28 protein-coding genes are annotated in these 26,481 nt (G+C 60.9%); 13 read left to right on the plus strand and 15 right to left on the minus strand.

Features of this window, described 5'->3' with window-relative positions:
* Positions 1 to 114 precede the first annotated feature (114 nt).
* Positions 115 to 1,341, minus strand: a complete 1,227-nt coding sequence (locus SFY93_RS13415; RefSeq protein WP_320447763.1) for an ABC transporter substrate-binding protein — start codon at positions 1,339 to 1,341, stop codon at positions 115 to 117.
* 173 nt (positions 1,342 to 1,514) lie between these two features.
* Positions 1,515 to 2,342 (minus strand): enoyl-CoA hydratase/isomerase family protein, encoded by an 828-nt coding sequence (locus SFY93_RS13420; protein WP_120288996.1) that lies wholly within the window; start codon positions 2,340 to 2,342, stop codon positions 1,515 to 1,517.
* Between the two features lie 179 nt (positions 2,343 to 2,521).
* On the opposite strand from SFY93_RS13420, the gene SFY93_RS13425 reads away from it, so the two are divergent.
* Positions 2,522 to 3,457: an SMP-30/gluconolactonase/LRE family protein gene (locus SFY93_RS13425; protein WP_320447464.1), complete on the plus strand. Its 936-nt coding sequence runs from the start codon at positions 2,522 to 2,524 to the stop codon at positions 3,455 to 3,457.
* Positions 3,458 to 3,527: 70 nt separating this feature from the next.
* Positions 3,528 to 4,121, plus strand: a complete 594-nt coding sequence (locus SFY93_RS13430) for a GNAT family N-acetyltransferase (protein WP_320447465.1) — start codon at positions 3,528 to 3,530, stop codon at positions 4,119 to 4,121.
* A gap of 3 nt (positions 4,122 to 4,124) precedes the next feature.
* Here the strand turns inward: SFY93_RS13430 and SFY93_RS13435 are convergent, their stop codons facing one another.
* On the minus strand, positions 4,125 to 4,703 hold the full coding sequence (locus SFY93_RS13435; RefSeq protein WP_320447466.1) for a TetR/AcrR family transcriptional regulator: 579 nt from the start codon (positions 4,701 to 4,703) through the stop codon (positions 4,125 to 4,127).
* 203 nt (positions 4,704 to 4,906) lie between these two features.
* On the opposite strand from SFY93_RS13435, the gene SFY93_RS13440 reads away from it, so the two are divergent.
* Positions 4,907 to 6,046 carry an MFS transporter gene (locus SFY93_RS13440; RefSeq protein WP_320447467.1) on the plus strand — a complete coding sequence of 380 codons (1,140 nt, stop codon included), beginning with the start codon at positions 4,907 to 4,909 and terminating at the stop codon, positions 6,044 to 6,046.
* Between the two features lie 3 nt (positions 6,047 to 6,049).
* On the opposite strand, the gene SFY93_RS13445 is transcribed toward SFY93_RS13440, so the two are convergent.
* The 6 genes from SFY93_RS13445 to SFY93_RS13470 form a co-directional block, all read right to left on the minus strand.
* Positions 6,050 to 7,027, minus strand: coding sequence for a PDR/VanB family oxidoreductase (locus SFY93_RS13445; protein WP_320447468.1), 978 nt, complete (start codon positions 7,025 to 7,027; stop codon positions 6,050 to 6,052).
* 12 nt (positions 7,028 to 7,039) lie between these two features.
* The gene (locus SFY93_RS13450; RefSeq protein ID WP_320447469.1) at positions 7,040 to 7,795 is read right to left on the minus strand and encodes a GntR family transcriptional regulator; all 756 of its coding nucleotides are present in this window, start codon (positions 7,793 to 7,795) and stop codon (positions 7,040 to 7,042) included.
* A gap of 4 nt (positions 7,796 to 7,799) precedes the next feature.
* A complete protein-coding gene (locus SFY93_RS13455; protein ID WP_320447470.1) occupies positions 7,800 to 8,849 on the minus strand; it encodes an aromatic ring-hydroxylating dioxygenase subunit alpha in 1,050 nt (349 codons plus the stop codon).
* Between the two features lie 193 nt (positions 8,850 to 9,042).
* On the minus strand, positions 9,043 to 9,885 hold the full coding sequence (locus SFY93_RS13460; protein ID WP_068732213.1) for an AAA family ATPase: 843 nt from the start codon (positions 9,883 to 9,885) through the stop codon (positions 9,043 to 9,045).
* A 92-nt stretch (positions 9,886 to 9,977) separates the two neighbouring features.
* A complete protein-coding gene (locus SFY93_RS13465; protein WP_068732215.1) occupies positions 9,978 to 10,220 on the minus strand; it encodes a GlsB/YeaQ/YmgE family stress response membrane protein in 243 nt (80 codons plus the stop codon).
* A gap of 217 nt (positions 10,221 to 10,437) precedes the next feature.
* Entirely contained in the window at positions 10,438 to 12,354 is a 1,917-nt protein-coding gene (locus tag SFY93_RS13470) for a diguanylate cyclase (RefSeq protein ID WP_320447471.1), read from the minus strand.
* Between the two features lie 303 nt (positions 12,355 to 12,657).
* On the opposite strand from SFY93_RS13470, the gene SFY93_RS13475 reads away from it, so the two are divergent.
* The 3 genes from SFY93_RS13475 to sseA all read left to right on the plus strand — a co-directional run bounded on the left by SFY93_RS13475 (position 12,658) and on the right by sseA (position 15,231).
* Positions 12,658 to 13,839 carry a vWA domain-containing protein gene (locus SFY93_RS13475; RefSeq protein WP_320447472.1) on the plus strand — a complete coding sequence of 394 codons (1,182 nt, stop codon included), beginning with the start codon at positions 12,658 to 12,660 and terminating at the stop codon, positions 13,837 to 13,839.
* Positions 13,836 to 14,240, plus strand: a complete 405-nt coding sequence (locus SFY93_RS13480) for a rhodanese-like domain-containing protein (protein ID WP_320447473.1) — start codon at positions 13,836 to 13,838, stop codon at positions 14,238 to 14,240. Before SFY93_RS13475 ends, SFY93_RS13480 begins: the two co-directional genes overlap by 4 nt.
* A gap of 133 nt (positions 14,241 to 14,373) precedes the next feature.
* Positions 14,374 to 15,231 (plus strand): 3-mercaptopyruvate sulfurtransferase, encoded by an 858-nt coding sequence (gene sseA / locus SFY93_RS13485; protein ID WP_320447474.1) that lies wholly within the window; start codon positions 14,374 to 14,376, stop codon positions 15,229 to 15,231.
* Between the two features lie 12 nt (positions 15,232 to 15,243).
* Here sseA and SFY93_RS13490 read toward each other — a convergent pair whose 3' ends face one another.
* On the minus strand, positions 15,244 to 16,038 hold the full coding sequence (locus SFY93_RS13490; protein ID WP_320447475.1) for a hypothetical protein: 795 nt from the start codon (positions 16,036 to 16,038) through the stop codon (positions 15,244 to 15,246).
* Between the two features lie 358 nt (positions 16,039 to 16,396).
* Between SFY93_RS13490 and SFY93_RS13495 the strand changes: the two genes are divergently transcribed.
* Positions 16,397 to 17,575, plus strand: coding sequence for a L,D-transpeptidase family protein (locus SFY93_RS13495; RefSeq protein WP_093760602.1), 1,179 nt, complete (start codon positions 16,397 to 16,399; stop codon positions 17,573 to 17,575).
* An 80-nt stretch (positions 17,576 to 17,655) separates the two neighbouring features.
* On the opposite strand, the gene SFY93_RS13500 is transcribed toward SFY93_RS13495, so the two are convergent.
* Together SFY93_RS13500 and SFY93_RS13505 are read right to left on the minus strand one after the other, a co-directional pair.
* Positions 17,656 to 18,615: a D-2-hydroxyacid dehydrogenase family protein gene (locus SFY93_RS13500; RefSeq protein ID WP_320447476.1), complete on the minus strand. Its 960-nt coding sequence runs from the start codon at positions 18,613 to 18,615 to the stop codon at positions 17,656 to 17,658.
* A 114-nt stretch (positions 18,616 to 18,729) separates the two neighbouring features.
* Entirely contained in the window at positions 18,730 to 18,936 is a 207-nt protein-coding gene (locus tag SFY93_RS13505) for a hypothetical protein (protein WP_315841279.1), read from the minus strand.
* Positions 18,937 to 19,167: 231 nt separating this feature from the next.
* On the opposite strand from SFY93_RS13505, the gene ettA reads away from it, so the two are divergent.
* From ettA to SFY93_RS13525, 4 genes are all read left to right on the plus strand, one after another.
* The gene (ettA, locus tag SFY93_RS13510; RefSeq protein ID WP_320447477.1) at positions 19,168 to 20,817 is read left to right on the plus strand and encodes an energy-dependent translational throttle protein EttA; all 1,650 of its coding nucleotides are present in this window, start codon (positions 19,168 to 19,170) and stop codon (positions 20,815 to 20,817) included.
* 13 nt (positions 20,818 to 20,830) lie between these two features.
* Positions 20,831 to 21,601 (plus strand): trans-aconitate 2-methyltransferase, encoded by a 771-nt coding sequence (gene tam, locus SFY93_RS13515; RefSeq protein WP_089267385.1) that lies wholly within the window; start codon positions 20,831 to 20,833, stop codon positions 21,599 to 21,601.
* Between the two features lie 107 nt (positions 21,602 to 21,708).
* Positions 21,709 to 22,326: a TIGR00645 family protein gene (locus SFY93_RS13520; RefSeq protein ID WP_089267384.1), complete on the plus strand. Its 618-nt coding sequence runs from the start codon at positions 21,709 to 21,711 to the stop codon at positions 22,324 to 22,326.
* A 5-nt stretch (positions 22,327 to 22,331) separates the two neighbouring features.
* The gene (locus SFY93_RS13525) at positions 22,332 to 23,558 is read left to right on the plus strand and encodes a lytic murein transglycosylase (RefSeq protein WP_320447478.1); all 1,227 of its coding nucleotides are present in this window, start codon (positions 22,332 to 22,334) and stop codon (positions 23,556 to 23,558) included.
* 95 nt (positions 23,559 to 23,653) lie between these two features.
* Here SFY93_RS13525 and SFY93_RS13530 read toward each other — a convergent pair whose 3' ends face one another.
* Positions 23,654 to 23,950 carry a hypothetical protein gene (locus SFY93_RS13530; RefSeq protein WP_068732235.1) on the minus strand — a complete coding sequence of 99 codons (297 nt, stop codon included), beginning with the start codon at positions 23,948 to 23,950 and terminating at the stop codon, positions 23,654 to 23,656.
* Between the two features lie 245 nt (positions 23,951 to 24,195).
* Positions 24,196 to 24,522 carry a hypothetical protein gene (locus SFY93_RS13535; RefSeq protein WP_093760596.1) on the minus strand — a complete coding sequence of 109 codons (327 nt, stop codon included), beginning with the start codon at positions 24,520 to 24,522 and terminating at the stop codon, positions 24,196 to 24,198.
* Between the two features lie 379 nt (positions 24,523 to 24,901).
* Here SFY93_RS13535 and SFY93_RS13540 point away from each other — a divergent pair, with 379 nt between their 5' ends.
* Together SFY93_RS13540 and bfr are read left to right on the plus strand one after the other, a co-directional pair.
* The gene (locus SFY93_RS13540) at positions 24,902 to 25,189 is read left to right on the plus strand and encodes a (2Fe-2S)-binding protein (protein ID WP_068732239.1); all 288 of its coding nucleotides are present in this window, start codon (positions 24,902 to 24,904) and stop codon (positions 25,187 to 25,189) included.
* 150 nt (positions 25,190 to 25,339) lie between these two features.
* Positions 25,340 to 25,825 (plus strand): bacterioferritin, encoded by a 486-nt coding sequence (gene bfr / locus SFY93_RS13545; RefSeq protein ID WP_068732242.1) that lies wholly within the window; start codon positions 25,340 to 25,342, stop codon positions 25,823 to 25,825.
* A 20-nt stretch (positions 25,826 to 25,845) separates the two neighbouring features.
* On the opposite strand, the gene SFY93_RS13550 is transcribed toward bfr, so the two are convergent.
* A complete protein-coding gene (locus SFY93_RS13550) occupies positions 25,846 to 26,436 on the minus strand; it encodes a hypothetical protein (protein WP_320447479.1) in 591 nt (196 codons plus the stop codon).
* Positions 26,437 to 26,481: the final 45 nt, after the last annotated feature.

Here is a 26,481-nt window from a genome sequence, read left to right on the forward strand (position 1 = left end):
CGCGGCTTGCGTCGAGTATGCACGATTGAGGAGAGGGGGCCAGCAACGAGAGCGCGTGGCTCAGCACGCGTGCGTCCCCTCTGGCTCAGGAGAGGGGACGCCGGAGCGTATTGCTTACGAGTTCTTCTCGCCGGACATCAGCGGGCCGAACAGCTCCCAGCTTTCGCCCTTGAACCGCTGCATCTGAAGCTGCTCCAGCGGGCTGAAGTCGGTCGGGCTGGTCTTGATCTTGGTGCCCGGCAGATAGATGCCGATCTCCATGTTCAGGCTCGCCGCCTGCTTCATGATGTTCTCGCGGGTGAGGTCATCGCCGCATTGCTTGAGCACCTGGACGATGCCCTGCGAGACGCCGTAGCCGAACACGGTGGCGCCGTCTTCCTTGTCGCCTTCGGGATAGTACTTGTCCATGAAGGCCGACCATTCCAGCATGCCGGGATCGTTCTTCCATGTCGGATCCTTGGGATCCTTCATGTAGGCCGCGCTGAGCACGTCCTGCGAGTTGGCATAGCCCGCGGGTTTCATCACGCTGCCGACAGATGCCGAGACATTGGTGACGATGTGAACGGGCTTCCAGCCCATCTCGGCGACCTTCTTGATTGCCTGTGCAGCGAATTTTGGCGTGGCGATGTTGATGAAGACATCTGGATTGGCCGCCTTGATCTGCACGATCTGCGAATCCACTGTCGGTGAAGCAGTTTCATAAGGCACCTCGGAGACGATGTAGTCCTTGGCCTTGTCGCCAAAGCCTTCGTGCAGGCCGATGATGTAGTCCTTGCCGAAGTCGTCATTGGCATAGAGCACGCCGACTTTCTTGCCGGGATGATTCTTTATGATGTATTGCGCGTAGATGCGCGCCTCGGCCTGGTAGCTCGGTTGCCAGCCCATGGTCCAAGGGAAGTTCTTCGGATCGGCCCATTTCGCGGCGCCCGTCGAGACGAACAGCTGCGGCACCTTCTTGGTGTTCATGTATTTCTGGATCGCCGTATTTCCTGGCGTGCCGAGCGGGTTCATGATGAACAGCACCTCGTCATTCTCGACCAGCTTGCGCGCTTGCTCCACCGTCTTCGGCGGGCTGTAGCCGTCGTCATAGCTGATGAAGGTGATCTTGCGGCCATTGATGCCGCCCTTCTCGTTGATCATCTTGAAATAGGCGGCCTCGGTTTTTCCGATCGTCGCGTAGGAGGACGCCGGGCCGCTATACGGCATGATGTTGCCGATCTTGATCTCGGTATCGGTGGCGCCAGTATCGTATTTCTTCTGCGCGTGGCTTGCGGTGGACGTAAGCGCTACGACAACGCCGGCGAGCAAAGTCACTCGCAGAACTTTCCAGTCATGCTGCATGGTCAAGTGTCCTCCCTGTGGTTCGATCAACCGCATCGGCCCGTCTATGCAGGCTTTTGTGATGCGGCTCGAATGCCGGGAGTATGCACCAAGCCTTGAAGTTGGAAAGCTGACTTAATCAGCAAAGCATGACGCGGCGCACAACACCGCGTCGATATGTTTGTGCGTCGCGCTCACTTGCCAGTGAATTTGGCTGGGCGCTTTTCAAGAAACGACGCCATGCCTTCGCGGAAATCCGCTGTGCGAAACAGCGGTAGCAATTGCAGGAACACGTGATGGACGTGGTCGCCAAAGCTCTCGGACAGACCTGAGCGCATCATGCGTTTGGCGGCCTGCACTGCGAGCGGCGCATTGGCGGCAATCTCGGCCGCCACTGCATTGGCGCGCGTCATCAATTCCGCATCATCAACCACCTCGTTGGTAAGGCCCATTTCGAGGCTTTCGCGCGCCGACAGTGTGCGGCCTGTGAAGATCAGCTCGGCTGCCTTGGCCCAGCCAATCATCCTCGGCAGAAACCAGGTGCCGCCGGATTCAGGCACCACGCCACGTTTCACGAAGGCCGCGGCGAATTTGGCACTCTCCGCCATGATGCGCATGTCGCAGCCGAGTGCGACGTCCATGCCATAGCCGGCGGCGGCACCATTCATGGCGCAGATCGTCGGCTTCTCCATGTTGAACATCACGATCGGAGGCGCTGTCTTCAGATCGAGCGTGGTGCGGCTGTTGTTGGCGTCGTTAGCGGAGCCGATGCCGGTGCCCTTGGTGGCGCTGGCCATGTCGAGCCCGGCGCAGAAGGCGCGGCCGGTGGCCGTCAGGATCACCACGCGGACTTCGGGATCAGCGTCCGCTTTCAGAAACAGATCGCTGAGCTGCGTCAGCATCTCGCGTGAGATCGTGTTCAACCGTTGCGGGCGATTGAGCGTGACGGTCGCGATCCCGTGCGCGACAGAGTAGAGCACTTCGTCATCGGCTCCAGGCGCAACTGCGGGGGTGGTCGGCATCGGTTTCCTCGGACTTTTCGCGTTGTCGTTGATTGCAGCTAAAGCCGAATGGAAATTCCACGCAAGTGGCCATGCATTTGCGCGGCTTGGCAGCGCCGGACATGTTTGCTCTACTTTCGTCACGCTGCGTCGCCCACCCAGGGTGCGATAACAAACCAAGAAAATGTCAGGGAGTTTCCATGTCCAGCCCCAGCATCCGTGTCCTCGCCACCGATCTCGCATTCCCCGAAGGCCCGGTGGTGATGCCGGACGGCTCCGTCATTCTGGTCGAGATACGTGCGCAGCAACTGACGCGGGTGTGGCCCGATGGCCGCAAGGAAGTGGTCGCGAAAATTCCCGGCGGCCCGAATGGCGCTGCGCTCGGTCCGGACGGCAAGATGTATCTCTGCAACAATGGAGGTTTCAGCTGGGCGGCATCGCGCGGCGCCATCATGCCCGGTGCGCCGGAGCCGCATGAATATATCGGCGGCTCGATCCAGCGCGTGGACCTCTCTAACGGCAAGGTCGAAACCCTGTTCGATAAATGCGGTGCGCATCCGCTGAAGGGGCCGAACGATCTGGTGTTCGACAAGCAGGGTGGGCTCTGGTTCACCGATCTCGGCAAACGCCGGCACCGCGATATGGATGTCGGCGCGTTCTATTACATGAAGCCGGGTGCCACCGAAGTCGTCGAAGGGCATTTCGGCATGTTGCCGGCCAACGGCATCGGCCTGTCGCCGGACGAGAAGACCGTCTATGTGGCCGAGACGCCGACGGCGCGGCTGTGGGCCTTTGACGTCGGCGCCCCCGGCGAGGTGAAGCCGAGCGACGTGATCTACCGTGGCGAGCGCGGCCGTCCCATCGCGGGTCTTGGTGGTTACCAGATGTTCGATTCTCTCGCGGTGGAAGCCTCCGGCAATGTCTGCGTCGCAACGCTGGTCAGCGGCTGCATCTCGGTGATTGCGCCGGATGGAAAATTGGTGGAACAGATACAAACTGGCGACCGCGTCACCACGAATATTGCATTTGGCGGCCCCGAGCTGAAGACGGCCTATATCACGCTGTCAGGCAAGGGCGAGCTGATCGCGATGGACTGGCCGCGCGGTGGCTTGCCGCTCAATTTCTTGAACAAGTAGCCCGAGCGCGATCAGCAAAAGTGGAAGCCGGTTTTGCGTCCGATCGCGCGTCTAGAACGAAGGAAGACCGATGCCGTGGCTTGAACCCGTTACGCTCAGTGGACCTCACGCCCGGCTCGAACCTCTTGCCAAAGATCACTGCGATGGCCTGATCGAGGCCGCCAAGTCAGGCGACCTTTCGAAGATCTGGTACACGGCGATCCCAACGCCCGAAAAGATGAGTGCCGAGATTGACCGTCGGCTCGCTCTGCAGGCATCAGGCGCGATGCTGCCATTCACGGTGAAAGATGCCGACGGCAAGATCGCCGGCATGACGACCTATATGAATGTCGATGCCGCCAACCGCCGGGTCGAGATCGGTTCGACCTGGTATGGCAAATGGGTCCAGCGCACCGCGCTGAACACCCAGTGCAAGCTCCTGTTGCTCGGGCATGCGTTCGAGAAGCTGGATTGCATCGCGGTGGAATTCCGCACGCATTTCTTCAACCACCAGTCCCGTCGTGCCATCGAGCGGCTCGGCGCCAAGCAGGACGGCATCCTGCGCAATCACCAGATCGCGCCGAACGGCACGCTGCGCGACACGGTTGTCTATAGTATCTTGCCCGGCGAATGGCCGACGGTGAAGGCGCATCTGACCTATCAGCTGGAAGAGAAGCCGCGCTGACGATCAGCTGGCGGTGCGTCGCTTGCGGGCAGGCGGATAAATCCGGTCAATCAGGCGATTGCAATAATCGGGTGTCGGCATCTGGTCGCTGAACAGCGCGCGATAGATGATCGGCGCCACCACATGGTCGATCACCTCGTCGATGTCGAATGGCGTCTCGCCGCGCGCTTTGGCGCGTGCGTTAAGGGTGGTGAGGTGATCGCAGGTGAAGCCCGCGCAGGCGCTGGGCAGTCCCTCCTTCAGTGCCGACAACACGTCCCGCATCAAGGCCTGGCCGACCGGGGACGACATCTCTTCGGCATATTGCTCGATGAAGGCGCGCAGATCGGTTTCGACCGCACCAGTGTCGTCGGGATCTGCGATCGGCCGCAGCCGCGCCACGGCGACGTCGGCGAGCAGCGCGGAGAGATCGCCCCAGCGCCGATAGATGGTCGACGGCGTCACGCCAGCCTCGGCAGCGATTTGCGGCACGGTGATCTGGTTTCGGGTGGAAAGAGCCCCCAATTTGCGGACAGCATCATGCACGGCGCTCTGTATCCGCGCGCTGCGTCCACCAATCCGGACTCGTTCCTTCACCGTCACATCGGTCTCCCACGGTCGCACATGTGCAAAAAACTGAGATTCTTAACGCAAAATATTTGCATTAAGCTCTCGGGCGACCTAGATGCCTAATGCAATTACTTAGCTTTTAGGAATGAGCTATGCAAGGCAGTGCCGAAAAGACGTGTGTTTCCAATGCTCAAGCATCACCAGCCAGAGCCGGTTGGGTGTTGAAGCCATCGGCCATGACGGCATTCAGTTTTGCCGGGGCCGCGCTGGTCGCAGCCAGCAGCAGCGCGGTGACGCCGCTGTACCGGCTCTACCAGCAGTCCATGCATCTCTCGCCGCTGATGATCACGCTGGTATTCGCGGTCTATGCGATCAGCCTGCTGGCGGCGCTGCTGACGGTCGGCGGCCTGTCCGATTATGTCGGACGCCGTCCGGTCATTCTCGGCGGTCTGCTGCTCAACGCCATCGCGATGATCCTGTTCTCCTATGCCAGTGATGTCGGGCAACTGATCCTCGCGCGTGCCGTACAGGGCCTGTGCGTCGGCACGGCGACAACGGCATTGGGTGCTGCGATCCTCGACACCGACCGCAAGCGCGGACCGCTGCTCAACAGCGTGACCGCCTTTCTTGGCCTGATGGTCGGCGCGCTCGGCGCGGCGGCGCTCGTCACCTTCGCGCCCGATCCGCTGCATCTGGTCTATGAGGTTCTATTCGCGCTGACGGCCGTGATGATTGTGCTGCTATTCGTGATGCCCGAGACCGTGTCGCGTAAATCGGGCGCGCTGGCTTCGCTTCGGCCGCATGTGCGCGTGCCCAGCCAATCGCGCGCCGCGCTGCTGCGCGTTGCACCGGCCACCGTCGCCACGTGGGCGTTGGGCGGCTTCTCTCTGTCCTTGATGCCCACGGTGGTCGCAACAACGATGGGCGTCTCCGCGCCTTGGGTAGGCGGCGTCGTGGTCGCGACCCTGATGCTCGCTGCAGCGCTGACCGTGGCCGCCCTTAGGCAGCTTCCGGCGCAGCGGTTGCTGGTGATTGGCACGGCCGCACTGTCGCTGGGCGTCTTCGTCTCGCTGCTCGGCATCTGGCAGCACAGCGTTGCGATGCTGTTTGCCGGTTCGGTGATCGCAGGTTTCGGCTTCGGCGCGTCCTTCGCCGGCTCGCTGAGCACGCTGCTGCCGACCGCCGAGGCGCATCAGCGCGCCGGTTTGCTGGCGGCGTTTTATGTGTTGTCCTATCTGGCCTTCAGCCTGCCGGCACTCGCTGCAGGCGTGGCCGTGCCATATGCCGGACTGGCCGTCGTGGCCTATGTCTATGGCGCCGTGGTCATCCTACTCGCGATCATGTCGATGATTGCGTCGCTGCGCGGTGAACGCTGACGGTCAGACAGCGTCCGGCTGATACAACGTATCCACCGTCACCGTGCCGACGACGCGCGAGACGCAGGGACAGATCTTCGTGTTGCCGCTCTTCTGGTGATCGCTGAAGAACACGTCGCGATGATCGATTTCGCCGTCGATGGCGAGGACATCGATGGCGCAGACCCCGCATTCGCCGCGTTCGCAGTCCGACATCACCTCGAAGCCGGCCTCGTTGAGCGCTGCCAGCATCGAGCGGCTTTGCGGCACCACGATCTCGGCACCGCTGTCCTTCAGCCGGACGCGAAATTCCGTAGTTGGCAGGAGACCGCTGGAGCCGAATGTTTCATAGCGCAGATCAGCGGGCGCGCGCCCGGCGGCGTTCCATTCGCGCCGGGCCGCTTCCAGCATCCGCATCGGGCCACAGAGGATAACGATGGCATCGTGAGGTAAGGCAGCAAAGGTCGCGGCGAAATCCAGTCGTGCGCCTTCATGGCTGGCGTGAACCGTCAGGCGGTCGCTGAGCAGCGTCGATAGTTCATCGAGATAGGCGGCTTCGCTGCGAGCCTTCACCGCATAATGCAGCTGCAGGTCGATGGCTTTGCTGTGGAGCGCTGCGGCAATGCCAGTGATCGGCGTGATGCCGATGCCGCCGGCGATCAGGCAGTATGTCCCACGATTCCAGTCGATGTCGTAGAGCGATGATGGGTTGGAGATTTCAAGCCGCGCGCCGACCTGCAGCGCCCACATGGCTTTGGAGCCGCCGCGGCTATCCGGCGCCAACCGCACCGCAATGCGCAGCATATCGGTCGCGCGTTCTCCCACCAGCGAATAGGATCGCGTCTGTGGCTGGCCGTCGATAAGGAGGCTGACATTGATATGGCTGCCGAGAGGGTAGGACGGCAGCGGTGTATCCGGCTTCAGCGTGATCTCGCGAATGTTCGGCGCCACATTGCGCGTGGCCTCGACGCGACATCCCATCCAGTGTTCTGCAAAACGCATGAAAGGTCTCCGTCAATCCGCCGGTGTCGAGGTCAGTAATGCCAGTGCAGGCAGCAGATCGAGATGATTGCGATTGCGCAGTGCCAGCCGCAGATTGCGCACGGCAAGCCGCGCGTGCTCACGCATGATCGCCTCTGCGCGTGCTCCTTCGCGATTCTCGATGGCGTCGACGACGATGCGGTGATGTTCCTGGCCGATCAGCAGGATGTTGTGCGCTTCCGGCAGCGCTGACTGTGCCATCACGAAGGCGCTGGGCGAGGCAAAGGGCATCGCCGAAACACGATCTATCTGCCGGATCACCGGCGCGCTGCCGGAGAGGTCGGTCAGCAGCGCATGGAAACGGGCGTTCATGGTGACATAGGCGGAGAAGGCTTCCACCGAGATCGGATCCTGCCGCACCAACTGATCCAGATCGGACAGGCATTCCTTCAACGGTTCGAGATTGCGCGCAGTGGCGCCACGCTCCGCAGCGAAGCGGGCGGCGAGGCCTTCCAGCGTGCCGCGCAGCTCAATGGAGTCGAGAATGTCGCGCTCGGAAAACGCCTTCACCATGAAGCCGCCGGATGGGATCGCCTGCAGCAGGCCTTCATCCTCCAGCCGCACCAGCGCGAGGCGCACCGGCGTGCGCGACACGCTGGTGATTTCGACAGCCTGCAATTCGCTGATGCGCTCGCCCGGGCGCAGCGTGCCGGATAGGATCATGTCGCGCAGCGCTAGTTGCGCGCGCACGGTCTGTGAGACGGAGCGTTCGGTATCGCGTTCGCTCATGATTTTACTCTGCCGCCTGCAGTGTGGGTGGCGTGCTTTCCTTCGCCACCATGCGATCGATAACCCGCCGGCACCACATCGCCCCGGCATCGATATTGAGATTGTAAAATACGCGGTCAGGGTTCTCGTTCATCGCTTTCTGCTGCGCTTCGAGAATGATCTCGTCCTCGCGGAAAATACCCGCGACGCCTTCGCGGATTTCCGTGGTGATCTTCTGTTCGGTGATGCGGTGGTTGCGCACAAAGGCCCAGAAATAGTGGCAGGTGGTCTCGGTTTCCGGCGTTATGGTGTTGAGCACGAAGCCATTGACGCCCTGCGAACGATCGCCTTCCGGAGCGCCGGTTCCGGCGGGTGCGACGCCGACGTCGATATTCACCGTGCTCGGCGCCTGGAAGTGGATGATCTGCCAGCGATCGACGGGGCCAGGCTTGCGCAACTGCGCGGCCCAGAATGGCGGCGCTTCGATGCCCTTCATCCAGCGCGTCACGGTGACGGTCTTGTCGCCATGGGTAACATCGAAAGGAGATTCAGCGACGTCGTCCTGACCGATGCTGGAGCCGTGCACGAAGGTCTCGTGGGTGAGATCCATCAGATTGTCGACCACGAGGCGGTAGTCGCACTTCGCATGAATGGTCTTGCCGTCGCCGGCCCATTCCGGATCGTCATTCCAATGCATGTCCGGCACCAAAGCGGGATCTGCCAGCGCCGGGTCGCCCATCCACAGCCAGATGAAGCGATGCCGTTCGACCACGGGATAGGAGCGCACGCAGGCGGAGGGATTGATGGTCTCCTGCGAGGGCATAAAGGTGCAGCGGCCTTGCGCGTTGTATTTCAGGCCGTGATAGCCGCAGACCACCGTGTCGCCCTCGAGACGTCCCTTGGAGAGCGGCACCAGTCGGTGCCAGCAGGCATCCTCCAGCGCGCTGACGCCGCCATCGGAGCGTCGGTAGATCACCACATGCTTGCCGCAGATCGTGCGCGGGAAAAGCTGGTGCTTGATGTCGGCATCCCAGGCGGCGGCGTACCAGGCGTTCAACGGGAATGAAGCGGGCATCGTATTCCTCCGTGGCGCAGTTCTTGAGTCCTGTCTGTATACAGGGCGGGCGTTTGAAGGAACGATATCTCAATAGAACGGGGATTAGAACCAGTTTGTGTATACTGAAATTGGAAAATATCTGCGGAATAGGTATTAAAAAACCGCCCCTGAGGGCGGTTTTTCGTGAAGGCTGTATACCTCGATGGTGGGATCAGACTTCCCGTCTGTTCAAAAACGCCAGCCGCTCGAACAGGTGCACGTCCTGCTCGTTCTTCAACAGCGCGCCATGCAGCGGCGGGATCAGCTTGCGCGGGTCGCGCTCGCGCAGCATCTCCGGCGACATGTCCTCATTGACCAGCAGCTTCAGCCAGTCGAGCAGTTCCGACGTCGATGGCTTCTTCTTGAGGCCGGGCACGTCGCGCACCTCGAAGAAAATACGCATCGCTTCGGCGACGAGGCGATGCTTGATGCCGGGGAAGTGGACCTCGACGATCTGGTTCATGGTGTCGATGTCGGGGAACTTGATGTAGTGGAAGAAGCAACGGCGCAGAAACGCGTCGGGCAATTCCTTCTCGTTGTTCGATGTGATCATCACGATCGGGCGCTTTGCCGCCTTGATGGTCTCGCCGGTCTCGTAAACATGGAATTCCATGCGGTCGAGCTCAAGCAGAAGGTCGTTCGGGAATTCGATGTCAGCCTTGTCGATTTCGTCGATCAGCAGCACCGGTCGCTCTGCATGGGTGAAAGCTTCCCACAGCTTGCCGCGCTTGATGTAGTTGCCGATATCTGAAACGCGGGGATCGCCGAGCTGGCTGTCGCGCAGGCGCGAGACGGCATCGTATTCGTAGAGGCCCTGCTGCGCCTTTGTGGTCGACTTGATGTGCCAGGTCAGCAGCGGTGCGCCCAGCGCCTTGGCGACTTCTTCGGCGAGTACGGTCTTGCCGGTGCCAGGTTCACCCTTCACCAGCAGCGGGCGTTCGAGCACGATGGCGGCATTGACCGCGACCTTGAGATCATCGGTCGCGACATAGTTTTCGGTGCCGGTAAATTTCATGGAGACTTTGCCTTGTTCTTCTTGTCGCGCGGACGCGCGCCGCCGAAAATGATGGGAATCGCGGTAGCGATCGCAGAGTGGGGGATACGACGTTAGCGCCGGATCAGCGACAGGATGACGAGCACGATCACCGCGCCGATGGTGGCGTTGATGATGTCGCGGATCGCCCCGACGCCAAGGCTCACACCCAGGCGCGGCAGCAGCCAGCCAGCGACCAGTGCGCCGATGATGCCGATCACGATATTGCCGAGCAGGCCGAAGCCGGCGCCACGAACGATCAACCCGGCCAACCAGCCGGCAATGGCGCCGATCAGCAATGCTGCGAGAATTCCCATGGATCAATCCTTCGCCGGCGACATCAAGTGACGCGCCATTCCTGTTGTGATCATCAGCCGTTGGCCAATTTGACCAGTCGGCACGTTTCCGGGCGAAGTTTAATTGAATTATTGGTCAGGTCCAGCCACCATTCCGGGCACTTCGCGGGACCTTTTGCGATGACGAAGAACATATCATGGCGGGGAAAAGCCGGGCGGTCTGGCGGCAATTGGCGGATCAGCCGTTGTGCGAAAAGCCCGCGCTGAAATATTCGCGTTGCAGCGCCGAATTGGCGACAACGCAATCTCGACCACGTCGTTTGGCCTCGTAAAGCGCCAGATCGGCCTCGCCGACCAGGACGGCTTCGTTCGAGGTTAGGCTGTTCCGGCTGGCAACGCCGACGCTGATCGACAGGTGGCCACGGGTTGATGCCATATTTGGAATCTCCAATGCCCTGACCCGAAGGCGCAGGGCTTCCGCGATAGTGATCGCATCGGCCTCGGATACGTCCGGCAAAACGATGGCAAATTCCTCGCCACCATAGCGTGCGGACAATGCCGGCGTATTGATCGTGGCATCGGCGATGACGGATGCGACGCGTTTCAGGCATTCGTCGCCGGCCTGGTGGCCGTTGTTGTCATTATAGCCCTTGAAGTTGTCGACATCGATCAGCAGCACAGACATCTGCTCATGCTGCTCATAGGCGCGGCGCATAAAGCCGTCGAGCGTGCGGCGGTTGGCCAGTCCCGTCAGCCCGTCGGTGGTCGCGAGTTCGGCGAGTTTGGAATTCAGCGCGGTCAACTCGTCTTGCATCCTCTTGCGCAAGGTGACGTCGCGCAGCACGCCGACAATCTCGACCTTTTCGCGATCCGTCGCGCGCATGGCCAGCTTGAAGTTTACTTCTACCCACGCCAGTGATTTGTCGTGGCGATAGGTCCTGAAGATCACCGTGCGGTTTGCGGTGAGATCTGTAAGCTGCGCGCTGGCAGCCTTCACGGTTTCGACATCGTCCGGATGCACCAGTTCAAAGCAGGACCGCCCGAGCAGCTCGTTCGGACTGTGTCCCAGGACGAGTTCGACCGAGTGCGAGACGAAGACGATATTCCCGAAGCTATCGAGCAGAATGATGACATCAGCGATGTTGTCGGCAAGCAGGCGATAGTGGGACTCGCGCTCGCGGAGCGCGTGTTCCATGTTGAGCCGGAAGCGAAACTGGGTCGATAGCAGGGCGGCGAGTAGGATCACGGTGCAGAGCAGGACTGAAGCAACGATAACGTCGGACAGCAGATTGCTCTTCCATATCGCCAGCACCTGATCTTCCGGAATCGCAACCGTGACGATCAGCGGATACTGCGTGGTTTGCTCGTAGCTGAAATATTTGGTGATGCCGTCGAACGGCGAATCGATCTTGTAGAAGCCTGCCAGACTCTGTTTCAGACGGGTCTGAATGAGCTGAGTTCCGGAGAGATCTTTCCCCACCTCCATCGATGGCCAGTGAATCAGCAGCGTGCCGTCGCTTCGGATCAGGCTGATGCCGCCGCTCTCGCCGATCTGGAATGTTTTGTAGAAATCGCTGAAGTACTGGTTGTCGATTGCGCCCGTCAGCACACCTTTGAAGCTGCCGTCGGGCCCGTCGATCCGCTTCGACAGGATGATTGACGTGCGGCCGGTTAGCCGCGACGTGATGGGAGCGTTGATCCTGATATTGGAGTCGGTGTGATCGCGATGATAGGTGAAATAGTCGCGGTCGGAATTATTGTGCGTTGGCGTTTCCGGCAACGAGGAATAACGCCAGTTCCCCAGCGTATCGAATACACCGATTTCGCGGAGCTGTGGCAGTGCATTCGCCGTATTGGCCAGAAACGTGTTGAAGCGATCCGGCTGCGGGTTTTGGTACTTCAGCAGATCTGCCATCCCGCTCATGGCGATATCGATGGCCTGTATCGAGCGCGAAGCATGTTCGACCAGCGAATGTGCGAGGTTTCGACTATCGGTCTCGCTTTGCGCCAGCACGGCTTGGCGGGCATCGAGCGCCTTCCAGACGACAAGCCCGAGCACGCACGCACTCATCGCCAGCACGAACAGCGTGACGATCACACCGGGCGCGGAGAGGCGGCTCGGCGAACTGCTGGTCAGTGTCGTGGGTACGGTCATTCGGTTCTATGTTGACAGCAAAACAGGCCATCACCATGGCCGTCGTTGCTTTCACGATAGCTAAGAATGCCCGCCGACGGAGGGACACCGCGTTGCGTGGTTACTGACGCCGGAATTGTTGAAACAAATACCTGCAATCTGACAACCATCGCTTCACCATGCCGCGGAGCGGAATTCACCCCGGTTTGACTGACAAATCTCGCTTATTTCGGATGTGCGCTGCGATGACGAGCCACGGAGCTGTGTAGGCTTCTACCACATCCGGCCCTTGACGGACGCGGGTGGTCGGGCAATCTGTCAATCATGTTCTTGCAATTCTTCACATCGCTGCGCGATGCACAGGTCCCGGTGACCCTGCGCGAATATCTCACGCTGATGGAGGCGCTCGACGCCGACCTCGCTGATCAGTCGGTAGAGAATTTCTATTATTTATCCCGCGCAGCGCTGGTGAAGGACGAGCGCAATCTCGACAAGTTCGATCGGGTGTTCGGCACGGTCTTCAAGGGGCTTGAGAGCCTGCTCGACGCCATGGAAAAGGCGGAGATTCCCGCCGAGTGGCTGAAGAAGCTCGCCGAGAAATATCTCACCGAGGAAGAGAAGAAGCAGATCGAGGCCATGGGCTGGGACAAGCTCATGGAAACCCTGCGGAAGCGCCTTGAGGAGCAGAAGGAACGCCATCAGGGCGGCAACAAATGGATCGGCACCGCCGGGACCTCACCGTTTGGCGCCGAAGGTTACAATCCCGAAGGCATCCGTATCGGCCAGGAAAAGAGCCGTCACCGGCGCGCGGTGAAAGTCTGGGACAAGCGCGAGTTCCAGGATCTCGACGGCAATGTCGAACTTGGAATCCGCAACATCAAGGTGGCGCTGCGCCGTCTGCGCAAGTTTGCCCGCACTGGTGCGCCGGATGAGCTCGATCTCGACACCACGATTCGGGAGACCGCCAATCATGGCTATCTCGACGTCCACATGCGCCCGGAACGGCGCAACGCGGTCAAGGTGCTGGTGTTCTTCGATATCGGCGGATCCATGGATTCGCATATCGAGCAGGTCGAGGAACTGTTTTCGGCGGCGAAGAGCGAATTCAAGCACATGGAGTATTTCTACTTCCACAACTGCCTCTATGAAGGCGTGTGGAAGCAGAACAAACGCCGCTTCACGGACCGCACGCCGACCTGGGACGTGCTGCACAAATATGCCCATGACTACAAGATAGTGTTCGTCGGCGACGCCTCGATGTCGCCTTATGAGATCATGGTGCCCGGCGGTTCGGTCGAACATGTGAATGAAGAGTCCGGCTCGGTCTGGCTGGAGCGCATCACGCAGACCTATCCGAATGCGGTGTGGCTCAATCCTGTCGCCAAGCGGCACTGGGACTACTCGGAGTCCACGACCATCATTCGCCGGCTGTTCTCGGAACGGATGTATCCGCTGACGATTGAAGGTCTCGAAGGTGCAATGAAGGAACTGGTGCGAAAAGCATGACGCAGACGATTACCCGCGGCTACAAGGCGCTGCTCGACGAAGCCAACAAGCAGATCGAGACCATGAGCGTCGAGGACGTAATGAAAGCGGCGGAAAGCCCGGATGTCGTTATCGTCGATATCCGCGATCCCCGCGAGATCGAACGCGAAGGCAAGATCCCCGGCTCGTTCTCCTGCACCCGCGGCATGCTGGAATTCTGGATCGATCCGGAAAGCCCCTATGGCAAGCCGATCTTTCAGGAAGACAAGAAGTTCATTTTCCATTGCGCCAGCGGCTGGCGCTCGGCACTGGCCGCCAAGACCGCGGCCGATATGGGCCTGAAGCCGGTGGCGCATCTGGGCGGCGGCTTCACCGCCTGGCGCGATGCCGGCGGTGCGGTCGAGAAGGTCGAGCCGAAGTAGTCGATATTTGTCGTCATTCCGGGGGGCGCGTAGCGATAACTGCGGGTGAACCCGGAATCTGGAGATAGCTTAACACCGCGAGATTCCGGGTCTGCGCAAGAGCGCGTCCCGGAATGACAGAAGAAAGAGCAGCATGACATCCAGCACTGATCCTCTCGTCTCGACCGAATGGCTCGCCGCGCATCTTGGCGATCCCAAGGTGAAGGTCATCGATGCGTCGTTCAAGATGCCAGGCGTGCTGCCGTTGCCGGTTGATGATTATCTGGCGGCACACATTCCAGGCGCGGTGTTCTTCGATGTCGATGCGGTCTCCGATCACTCCGTGCCGTTGCCGCATATGTATCCGGATGCTGACCAGTTCGCGCGCGACATCGCCGCGCTCGGCATTTCCTCTGATGATACGGTCGTCGCCTATGATGCGGGTGGCTGGGTCGCGGCGCCACGGGCGTGGTGGATGTTCCTCTCTTACGGCCACGCCAATGTGAAGGTGCTCGATGGCGGGCTGAAGAAGTGGAAGGCCGAAGGGCGTGCGATAGAAACCGGAAAGTCGTCACCGAAGCCTGGCACTTTCAGTGCCACGCTCGACAAGTCGTACATCCGCAGTAAGGCGCAGGTCGTTGCCAATCTGGATTCGCGCAAAGAGCAATTGATCGATGCGCGTGCCGCCAATCGCTTTGAGGGAAGCGTCCCTGAACCGCGCGCGGGCATTCGCTCCGGTCACATCCCCGCCAGCCGCAACCTGCCTTACAACCTGTTGTTCGACGCTGCGACCGGCACGATGAAGCCGCTCGAAGAATTGCGCGAAGCCTTCACCGGCACGGGGCTCGATCTCGACAAGCCCATCGTCACCACATGTGGCTCGGGCGTATCTGCGGCGGTGTTGACGCTGGCACTTTATCGTCTCGGCGTGCGCGGTTCAGCGCTCTATGACGGCTCGTGGTCGGAATGGGGGCAGCCCGACGGTCCGCCCGTCGCGACCGGGCCGGCGTAACCGGGATCGAGGTCAGCGCGCGACCGGCAATCCGAACGGGTCGGTCGGCTGTGGTGCAGCGGCCGCCATAGGCCTGGCGGCCACACGCCGCTTTTTGACGACGATGCGCTTCTTCACGATCTTCCTGGCGGGCTCTGCAGCAGGCTTCGCTTTCGGCAGTGGAACTGACTCGGTATCGATGGGCGGTCCGCCCAGCATCGCAATTTTCGTCGAAGACAATTTTGCGTCATCGTCGGTCAGCGTGGCCGTCTGTCGTGGCCCCGCTACGACCTCTACTGCGGCGGCTGGTGCTGGAACGGCGGCAGGCTCGGGAAGAGGGGCAGCAACTGGTTCGACGGAGGTCGCTGGTGCGACGGCAACCGTCGTTAGAAGTTCCCGCTCTTCGATCTTCGTTGCTTCCGACTTCGCTACAACGTCAGGGTTCGGCGTCGCCGCCACCGGGGCAGTAATCTCGACAACCGGTGCGGCCGGCGTCGCCGGGGGCGCGGCAGTCTCGGGCAACGCGATCTTTTCCGGCTCCGCAGGAGCCGCGATGGGGGGCACTTGTTCTGCGATCGATGTCACGGAGACCGCTGGCGGCGAGATAGTCTCAGGGGTGGGGGCGGATGCCTCGACGCGCAGCATGGCCAATGTCGGCGGAGCTTCGACGGGCTGCTGGGCAAAGACGGCCTGCGGCGCGCGCCTGGTTGGAATGGTCGCGAATTCCTGATGGGCAGAGCGCAGCAGGGCTGCGGCGCCAAGACCGAAGACCACCAACGAGACTGTGAGCAGGACGGCTGCGAACAGAAATCGGAAACCCGGAAGCATGAATGGCAGTTCCGCCTTCGGACAGACCGTGGAAGGCTTTCGAACGACGGGGACGCGGTGACAACACTGGAAGCGGCCCGTTCCGCAGAATCGGCTGCCGCCAAAGCGTCGCGAATCAGGACCATTTGAGGATAACGCACGGCCTCAGGAACCGTTTGTTAAAAAGTGGGATGCACAACTGAGGACGCATTCCTGAGCAGTGATTTCAGCGGAGGTGAGGCAAGATAGCCACGCCGGCGTGTGATCTCGCGAATATGACCGAAATGGGAAGCTTTTTTCCGGAATTGTCTTGAATGCGCCGCTATCCTGCGCGATCTGACGGCATGTTCCGGTTTTTGCTTGAGCTTATACAAGGGCAATGATGATCAAGCGTGTTTTGACGACATTGGCGACCGTGGCTCTCGGTAGCGTCGCGGGTCATTCGCTCGCGGTGGCGCAGGGCTATCCTGTGGGCACGCCAAGCGGCTATTCGATCCCGGCCGACCCCAACTACCCCCCGGGCGGTTATCCGGCTAATTCGCGCGCCGATCGCGCGCTGGACGCCATGCCGGACTTTGATGCGCTCGACGAAGATGACGCGCCGCCCTCTCGCGGTGGCCGGCCGATGACGGGGCTATCCGCGCCCGGAATTGCGCCCCAGAGCCCGGTGATGTCTCCGGATGATCCGCGCTACGGTCGCCCTGCTGGTGCTGCCCCGGTTTATTCCGATCGCGCCATGCCGCAGGGTCCGGTCATGTCGCCGGACGATCCACGCTATGGCCGCCCAATGGCGCCGCCGGCGGTGGTCTATTCGAACCGAGGCAATGGCGATGGCGCGGTGCGTCCGCCTGAAGGCATGGGCGGGCAGGGTGCTCCTGTGACCGGCTCCGTTCAGGGGCAGGGTCTCGGCGCCAATGGCAGCTCCGTGATGGTGGCTTCATTGCCTCCGGAAGATCAGCCGGAAACCGGTCCGGCGCAGTTGCCGCCGCAGTTCCGCCGGCAGGAAGTCAATTTCGTGACGAAGGAGCCTGCGGGCACCATCGTCGTCGATACGCCGAACTTCTATTTGTACTATGTGCTCGGCAACAACCGCGCGATGCGCTATGGCGTCCGTGTCGGCCGCGACGGCTTCACCTGGAATGGTGTGCAGAAGATCACCCGCAAGGCGGAGTGGCCGGATTGGCATCCGCCGACCGAGATGATCGAGCGCCAGCCTTATCTGCCGCGCTTCATGGCCGGCGGCGAGGGCAATCCGCTCGGCGCCCGCGCGATGTATCTCGGCTCCACCGTGTATCGTATCCACGGCACCAACCAGCCGTCGACCATCGGCAAGTCGGTGTCGTCGGGCTGCTTCGGCATGCTCAACGACGACGTCTCGGATCTGTTCGAGCGCGTCAAGGTCGGTACCCGCGTGGTGGTGATGCCGGGCAAGGCTCCGGCAACGACCGCCTCCGCGCAGCCCGTGCCCGGTCCGAGCGCCAGCGCCGCGCCGGCGCCGCTGCCCGGTACCCAGCCGACATCGGTTCAGCCGCTACCGGCCCCGGTCAGCATTCGCTGATTTCTTTCAGCTGATTTCGAGAAAACGGGCGCCGTGTGATCACACGGCGCCCGTTTTCTTTTGCGCTGTGAGCGCTTGCGTCAGTTGAGCTTGCGGACGGGGGCGCTGTTCAACCAGCCGCCGATGCCCTCGATCATCTCCGCATAGATCCGCTTGTAGTTTTCCGCGGTGACATAACCGAGATGCGGCGTGATCACGACATTGTCGAGCTTGCGCAGCGGGCTGTCGAGCGGCAGCGGTTCATGGGAATAGGTGTCGATACCTGCACCGGCAATTTTCCCGGCCTGCAAGGTCTCGAGCAGCGCGACTTCATCCACGATCGGGCCGCGTGCTGTGTTGATGAGATAGGCTGTCGGTTTCATCCGCGCGAGATCCACCCGTGACACCAATCCGCGTGAGCGATCACTCAGCACGAGGTGGATCGTAATGATGTCGGCCTGAGCGAACAGTTCTTCTTTGGTGGCATAGGTCACGCCGGCTTTTTCGCAGGCCTCGGGCGTCAGATTGGTGCTCCAGGCAATGGTCTTCATCCCAAGCGCGCGGCCGATGCCGGCGACCTGGCTGCCGAGCTTGCCGAGGCCAATGATTCCCAGCGTCTTGCCTTCGATGTCCTCGCCGACGGTAACCTGCCAGGGCTTGCCGGCCTTCATGCGTGCGTTTTCAAAGCCGATCTTGCGGGTCAGTTCCAGCATCAGGCCGATGGTCAGGCCGGCCGTCGGATTGCCCACCATCGCGGTACCGCAGACGGTGACGTCATGAGCCTTCGCGGCCTCGAAATCGATCGCGGCATTGCGCATGCCGGAAGTGATCAGCAGCTTGAGTTTCGGCAGCGCCTCGAACATCGCGCGGGGAAACGGCGTCCGCTCGCGCATGGCGCAGATGATTTCGAAATCCTTCAGCGCTGCAGCCGCTTCGTCCGCTGAGGCGAACGGCTTGTCGAAGACGGTGATCTCAATGCGGTCGGCGAGTGCGCTCCAGTCACCAAGCGTCAAGGCCACGTTCTGATAGTCGTCGAGAATTGCACAGCGCAGCCGCGTCATGGGATCGTCCATCCGGTGTGGTGATGACGGTGTTGAAGCCGTCAGGGGATGGACACATTGCGCGCCTCGCGGGCGTGCGCAAGCGTCTGCATCGTCGGCGGCAGTGCGATCAGCTTAATGTGAGGGCGGGACCGGCGCGGACGGGTCCTTGGCGCGACAGGCGGGGCCCGGGCCGCGCATGTAATGCTGCTCGGGCCGGTAAGGATCGAAGGCGGCGACGAAGAACAGCTGCCAGAACGTCCGGATTTCGTGGAGTAGGCCTGGGCGCGCCGCGCGGGTTTCGGCGGCGGCTGGAGAGGGGACTGATGTAATGATCGCCATGACGAGGCTCCGCCTGTCTGCCCGCGACTTCAGTCGCGAGGGGCATGATTGATCGCCCTGGGAGCACTCTTGGCGGAAGTCGTTAAAAAGCGGTTTTAATTGTCACAACGGCTGCCTCGAAGAAGTGCAGAGTTACCAAATCCTTAAGACCCCCGGTTGCCCTTTCGGGGCCACGCCGCTACATCAGCGACAACCCATTTTTCACGCCCGCGACGGTTTTCAAGGATCACGATGGCTCGCCAATTCGTCTACTTCATGCAGGGTCTGACCAAGGCCTATCCGAGCCGCAAGGTGCTGGATAACGTCCATTTGTCGTTCTACCCGGACGCCAAGATCGGCGTGCTCGGTGTCAACGGCGCTGGTAAGTCGACGCTGCTCAAGATCATGGCGGGCCTCGACAAGGAATACACCGGCGAGGCCTGGGTCGCGCAGGGCGCGCGTGTCGGCTATCTCGAACAGGAACCGCAGCTCGATGCGTCTTTGAACGTCCGCGAGAACGTCATGCTTGGCGTCGCCAAGCAGAAGGCTGTTCTCGATCGCTACAACGAGCTGGCGATGAACTACTCGGAAGAGACCGCCGACGAGATGACCAAGCTGCAGGACGAGATCGAGGCGCAAGGCCTCTGGGATCTCGACAGCAAGGTTGACCAGGCGATGGACGCGCTGCGTTGTCCGCCTGATGATGCCGACGTCACCAAGCTCTCCGGCGGTGAACGCCGCCGCGTCGCGCTCTGCAAGCTGCTGCTTGATGCACCCGAACTGCTGCTGCTCGACGAACCGACCAACCATCTCGACGCCGAATCCGTGTCGTGGCTCGAAGGCCATCTACGCAACTATCCCGGTGCGATCCTGATCGTGACCCATGACCGCTACTTCCTCGACAATGTGACGTCGTGGATTCTCGAACTCGATCGCGGCCGCGGCATTCCCTACGAGGGCAACTACTCGTCCTGGCTGGTGCAGAAGCAGAAGCGCCTGGCACAGGAAGGCCGCGAGGACGCAGCCCATCAGAAGACGCTGGAACGCGAGCAGGAATGGATCGCCTCGTCGCCCAAGGCACGTCAGGCCAAATCGAAGGCGCGCTACCAGCGCTATGACGAGTTGCTCAAGAAGGCCAGCGAGAAGCAGACTCAGGGTGCGCAGATCACCATTCCGGTGGCCGAACGCCTCGGCGACAACGTGGTCGACTTCGAAGGTCTCACCAAGGCCTACGGCGACCGCGTGTTGATCGACGATCTGACCTTCAAGCTGCCGCCCGGCGGTATCGTCGGCGTCATCGGCGCCAACGGCGCCGGCAAGACCACGCTCTTCAAGATGATCACTGGTCAGGAGAAGCCCGATAGCGGCACGATCACCGTCGGTGAGACCGTTCATCTCGGTTATGTCGATCAGTCGCGCGATGCGCTCGACGGCAAGAAGACTGTCTGGGAAGAAATCTCGGGCAATAACGAACTGATCCTGCTCGGCAAGAAGGAAGTCAATTCGCGCGGCTACTGCTCGTCGTTCAACTTCAAGGGCGGCGATCAGCAGAAGAAAGTCGGCGCATTGTCCGGCGGTGAACGCAACCGCGTGCATCTCGCCAAGATGCTGAAGTCCGGCGCCAACGTCTTGCTGCTCGACGAACCGACCAACGACCTCGACGTCGACACGCTACGTGCGCTGGAAGAGGCGCTGGAAGACTTCGCCGGTTGCGCCGTGATCATCAGCCATGACCGCTGGTTCCTCGACCGTATCGCGACCCATATGCTCGCTTTCGAAGGCGACAGCCATGTCGAATGGTTTGAAGGCAACTTCCAGGACTACGAGAAGGACAAGATGCGTCGTCTCGGGCAGGATTCGATCATCCCGCATCGCGTGAAATACAAGAAACTGACGCGCTGAGGAGAACTCTCAAATGGCCGACTGGAGCGCGCAGCAGTATCTGAAGTTCGAGGACGAGCGAACCAGGCCGGCACGGGATCTGCTCGCGCAGATTCCGCTTCTCGATGCCCGCAAGGTCGTCGACATCGGCTGCGGACCCGGCAACTCGACGGAGCTTCTGGTCAATCGCTGGCCGCAAGCATCGGTCATCGGTGTCGATACGTCGGCCGATATGTTGCGGCAGGCGCGGGAACGGCTGCCCGCGCAGACGTTCATCGAGGCCAATATCGCCCATTGGGTGGCGCCGGCCGGCTCCGATGTCTTGTTTGCCAATGCCGTGTTTCAGTGGGTGCCGGATCACATCAAGCAGCTGAAGCGTCTGGTCGGTGCCTTGCCTGACGGTGGCGTGCTGGCCGTGCAAATGCCGGATAATCTCGACGAGCCCTCGCACATCCTGATGCGCGAGGTCGCCTATCTCGAGCCGTGGCGCGCGCAGCTCTCGAAGGCTGCGGAGCTGCGTGACTCGCTGCCGAAGCCCGGCGCGTATTACGATGCATTGCAGCCGCTGTGTTCCCGCGTCGAGATCTGGCACACCGTCTACAATCATGCGTTGGCCGATGCCGCCGCGATCGTGGAATGGGTGAAGGGCACCGGGCTGCGTCCGTTCGTCGATCCGCTGGAGCCGCCGGAGCGCAAGGCTTACATTGCCGAGTATACCGCGCGCATCGCCGCCAGCTATTTGCCGCAGGCGGATGGCAAGGTTTTGCTGAAATTTCCGCGGATCTTCATTGTCGCTGTCAAATAGCTGATGCGGCGAGTCGCCGCGCACGCCGACATCATGGCGTCCACAACCCGCGTTATATAATCGGCACTTCAATCGCGCCGCGATTCGTCCCTCAAGCGAGCCCCGACATGTCCATGACGCCTGAAACGCCCCTGCCGCCGAAGGGCTTCCCGTTGCGCCCGATCCCGATGCTGATTTTCGGATCGCGCTGGCTGCAACTGCCGCTATATGTCGGCCTGATCGTGGCGCAGGGCGTTTACGTGGTGCTGTTCCTTAAGGAGCTGTGGCATCTGTTCCACGGCGCTTTCGATTCCACCGAACAGCAGATCATGCTGGCGGTGCTCGGCTTGATCGACGTGGTGATGATTTCCAACCTGCTGGTGATGGTGATCGTTGGCGGCTACGAGACCTTTGTGTCGCGGCTCAACCTGCAGGGCCATCCGGACGAGCCGGAATGGCTGAGCCACGTCAACGCAAGCGTGCTCAAAATCAAGCTTGCTATGGCGATCATCGGCATCTCCTCGATCCATCTGCTGCGTACCTTCATCGAGGCTGGCGCGCTGGGCTCGTCCCGCGCCGGCAACTACACAGAGACCGGCGTGATGTGGCAGACCATCATCCATACGGTGTTCATACTTTCGGCAGTCGGCATCGCCTATGTCGATCGGTTGTCGAACCTCGCCACGGAAGAAGCGCGGCGGCAGGGCGCCCACGAACTGGCCGATGGCCATGGCAAGCATCATTGAGGGCGATGATCCGTATTCTGAAATATGCACTGCTGGCGCTAGTTCTGTCGGGCAGTGCCTCGGTTGCCCGCGCCGCCGACGCCGGCTTCACCACCTTCGTTGCTTCGCTCTGGCCGGAAGCCCAGCAGGCTGGCGTCTCGCGCAAGACCTTCGATGAGGCCACACGCGGGCTCGAGCCGGACTACAAGCTTCCGGATCTCATTCTGCCCGGCCGTCCTGCGACTGGCGCGCCGTCGCAGGCGGAATTCGTGCAGGTGCCTGCCGACTATGTGAAAGAGGCCAGCATCATCCGGCTGTCCGGCGAAGGGCAGCGGCTGCTGCAGAAGCACCGCGCGACACTGGCTGCCATCGAGCAGCGCTTCGGCGTGCCGGCGACAATCATCCTGGCGATCTGGGGGCGCGAGACCGATTACGGTCGGTATGCGTTGCCCTATGACGGCATTCGCGTGCTGGCGACGCAGGCATATGTCGGCCGCCGCAAGGACCAGTATCGCGGCGAGTTCATCGCAGCGTTGAAGCTGATCGAGCGCGGCGACGTATCGCGCAAGGATCTGCGCGTGTCGTGGGGCGGCGCGACGGGGCTCACGCAATTCCTGCCGTCGGAACTGGATAAGCACGGCGTCGATTTCGACGGCGACGGCCGTGTCGATATCTGGAAGTCGGTGCCGGATGCGCTGGCATCAGCGGCGCAGCAACTCACCAACAAGGGCTGGCAGCGCGGTTTGCGCTGGGCCTATGAAGTGCGTGCGCCGGTCAATGCCGACTGTACGATGGGTGTGCCAGAAGTCACCCGGCCGATTGGGGAGTGGATTCGTGCCGGCTTCATTCCGGTCCGTGGTGAGAAGCTCAGCGCGGCGGAGCAGGCGCAGCCCGCGTCGCTGCTGCAGCCGGAGGGGATCTACGGCCCGGCCTTCCTGACGACGAAGAACTATTTCGTCATCAAGGAATACAATTTTTCCGATCTCTATGTGCTGTTCGTCGGCCATCTCAGTGATCGAATGGCCAATGCGCAGCCCTTTGCTACGCCGTGGTCGGCATCGAACCAGTTGCGCAGCACCGATGTCGAGGCCATGCAGCGGCACCTGACGAGGCTTGGTCTCTATGCCGACAAGATGGATGGCAAGGCCGGCATGAAGACGCGCGCCGCGCTCGGTGCCTATCAGAAGTCAGCGGGCCTCAAGGTCGATTGCTGGCCCAGCGAGACGGTGTTGCGTGCGATGAACGCAAGATAGTCGCACCTTCAATCGCCCAACGAAAAACCCGGCCGCGTAAACGGCCGGGTTTTGAATTTGGATCGTGCGCGCGAATGCGCGGTCGTCAGATCAGATCAATCGCAAACTTCGACCGGGCGCGAACGCCAGACACCGCGATATTCGTCCCAGACGCGCTGGCGGACGACACGGCATTCCGGTTCGACATAAACCGGAGCGGGGGCGTAGCCGTAGCCATAGGCCGGAGCCGGACGGCTGGCTGCAATGGCGCCACCGAGGAGAGCGCCACCGATCAGGCCACCGGCAACGCCAGCGGCGATGCGGCCACCGTCGGCCTTTGCGGCAGGCGCAACAGCAACCAGCGAACCGGCAACCGTCGCGGCGGCGAGCAAGGCGGAAATCGTCTTCTTCATCTCAAGTCTCTCCAGAAGGGCGCCGCAAGCGACGCACGGTTAAAGGTCTACTCACGCTGCGATTCGAACTGACGGTCTCACTTAGAAGCGCCCAACCGTCAATTCGATGTAAACGTTAGCCAGTCAATGCTCCGAAAAAGCGGTTTTTTCGGGCCATTGCAAGCATCACGCACTGGAAATGTCGTAGGTTTCCGATGCGTAACAGGAGATCACAGTGATCTCAGAGATCACATGATCCTGCGATCTCAGCCGCACACGCGGACGCGGCGAATGCGCCAGCCATAGCCGTCCCAGAAACGCTGACGTTGCCAGAAACAATCGCCGTAATAGCCGGGGCCGGCCACATAGGCAGGACGGCCGTAATAGCCGTAGCCGGGACCGTAATAGCCGGGACCATAGTATCCCGAACCGGCAGCGATCGCGCCGCCAAGCAGGGCGCCGCCAATCAGACCTGCAGCCACCGCGCCACCGCCGCCATGTCCACGCCAGTGCTGCGCGCTTGCCGATGTAGGAGCCATGGCGGAAACGGCCAGGGTGGCAACGGCGGCAATGGCCATCAGAGTTTTCTTCATGGCATTCCCTTTCTCAATCGGGCTTCGCTCACACATAGCGCTGCCTGACGCGAAAAGTTTCATACTTCACTTGAATGATCAATGAACGGGACCGCGCGATCCAGGTTACATCTTGATATTAAAGCCATTCCGGACGGAGGTCCGCGACCCTCCCAAGGGCATGCCGAGCTGCAGGCGGTTACTGGATAGGGGCATCTGTCGGCTAGCCGTCTTCCGATCATGGCGCTTGCGAGCGCTCAGACGAATTTTAGATTCGTTCCAATTTCTTCCATGCGATCAGTAGTTTGGAATAGCTTCAAAGTCGGCGTTTTCCTTTTGCATCGGGGCGGCCTCTTACATATCCAAGAAGGGTCCTGACCTGCGAGTTCGCCTTCATCTCATGATCGTTTGTTCCTGCAACGTCTTTTCCGACCATGATGTCCGTAGTGCCGTTGCCGGAGCGCGTCCGCCGCGTACGCCGGGGCAGGTCTATGGATGCCTCGGTTGCAGCGCCCAGTGCGGACGGTGCGTACGGACGATCAAGAAGATCATGGACGAAGCGCTGGGCGCCTGCGCCAAGTCCTGCTGTGCCGGATGCCCGCATACAGCGGCCCACGGACAGTCTCACACCGAGACTCATGCGCATATCGAACTGGCAGATATTGCCTCGATCGAAGCGGCAGCCTAAGCACTTATAAATTCAACAGCTTTCCAGCTTTTCCACGCTCCTTGCCGAATTGAGCAAAGAAGGGTTGTCCTGCCGGTGAATCTGATTTAGAAACATTCTAAATTCAGACGAGGGCCTGTTTCGGACGGGTTCAGCAGACAGGAGAACATCATGAAGGGCGACCCGAAGGTCATCGAATTCCTCAACAAGGGCCTGCGCAGCGAGCTCACAGCGATCAGCCAGTACTGGCTGCACTTCCGGCTCCTGAATCACTGGGGCTTGGTCGACATGGCCAAGATGTGGCGCAAGGAATCCATTGAAGAGATGAATCACGCGGATCGTTTTACCGATCGCATTCTCTTCCTGGACGGCTTCCCGAACATGCAGGTTCTCGATCCGTTGCGCATCGGCCAGACGGTCAAGGAAATCATCGAATGCGATCTCGCTGCCGAAATCGGCGCCCGCACGCTTTATGAAGAAGCCGCCACCTATTGCCACGGCGTCAAGGATTACGTCTCGCGCGACCTGTTCGAGAAGCTGATGAAGGACGAGGAAGGTCACATCGACTTCCTCGAAACCCAGCTCGATCTGATCGAGCGGATCGGCATCGATCTCTACACCCAGAAGCACATGGGTGGCCTTGAGAGCGAGTTCTAAGCCTGGATCTTTGCGGTGTCTCAATAGACGCCGGACAATGTCGTCCGCCCCTGTTCCGGCAGGGGCGGTTTCGGCATATCGCATTTCGCGAATGCCGCGCGGATCGCCGCAGTCGATCCCTCCAGCGGATATTCGACGGCCGTTCGGCCCCCGTTGATCGACCTGATCCGGACGTACAACGTCTTCGCGCCGGCAAGCTCGCTGACAAAGGTCGCGATCTCTGCCCTGTCTTCGATGACGATGATCTGGTTTCCCCGCACCACCCGCGAGCCGACGTCGTCGTGACCAGGTTTTCCATCGAAGCGATAGCCGAGCACCGTGTTGCGGTTGCTGCCGATCTTGAAATCAAAGGCGAAGCGGATCAGCGGCGCGCCATCGATGCATGTCAGCAGCAATGACGAGACGCGTGGAAAATCCACATTGCTGTTTGACGCTTCGGCAAAGACATAGGCGCTCGGTAGTTCGGCTCCGGTAATGCGGTCGATCTGGTGCGGGATCAGCCATTCGCCTGCATAGGTTTCGTCCCGTTCTGTCACGAATGGATCACGCACGCAGCCGCCAAGCATGAGGCCCGCGACCGTCATCAGCTGGATCAACGCAACGCCACGCACAACGCTCTCCCCAAGCGTCGTGACTATACAACCTTAAGTGATAAT

Origin of the sequence: Tardiphaga sp. 42S5, from assembly GCF_034044155.1 — a bacterium.
Taxonomy (GTDB): Bacteria; Pseudomonadota; Alphaproteobacteria; order Rhizobiales; family Xanthobacteraceae; genus Tardiphaga; species Tardiphaga robiniae.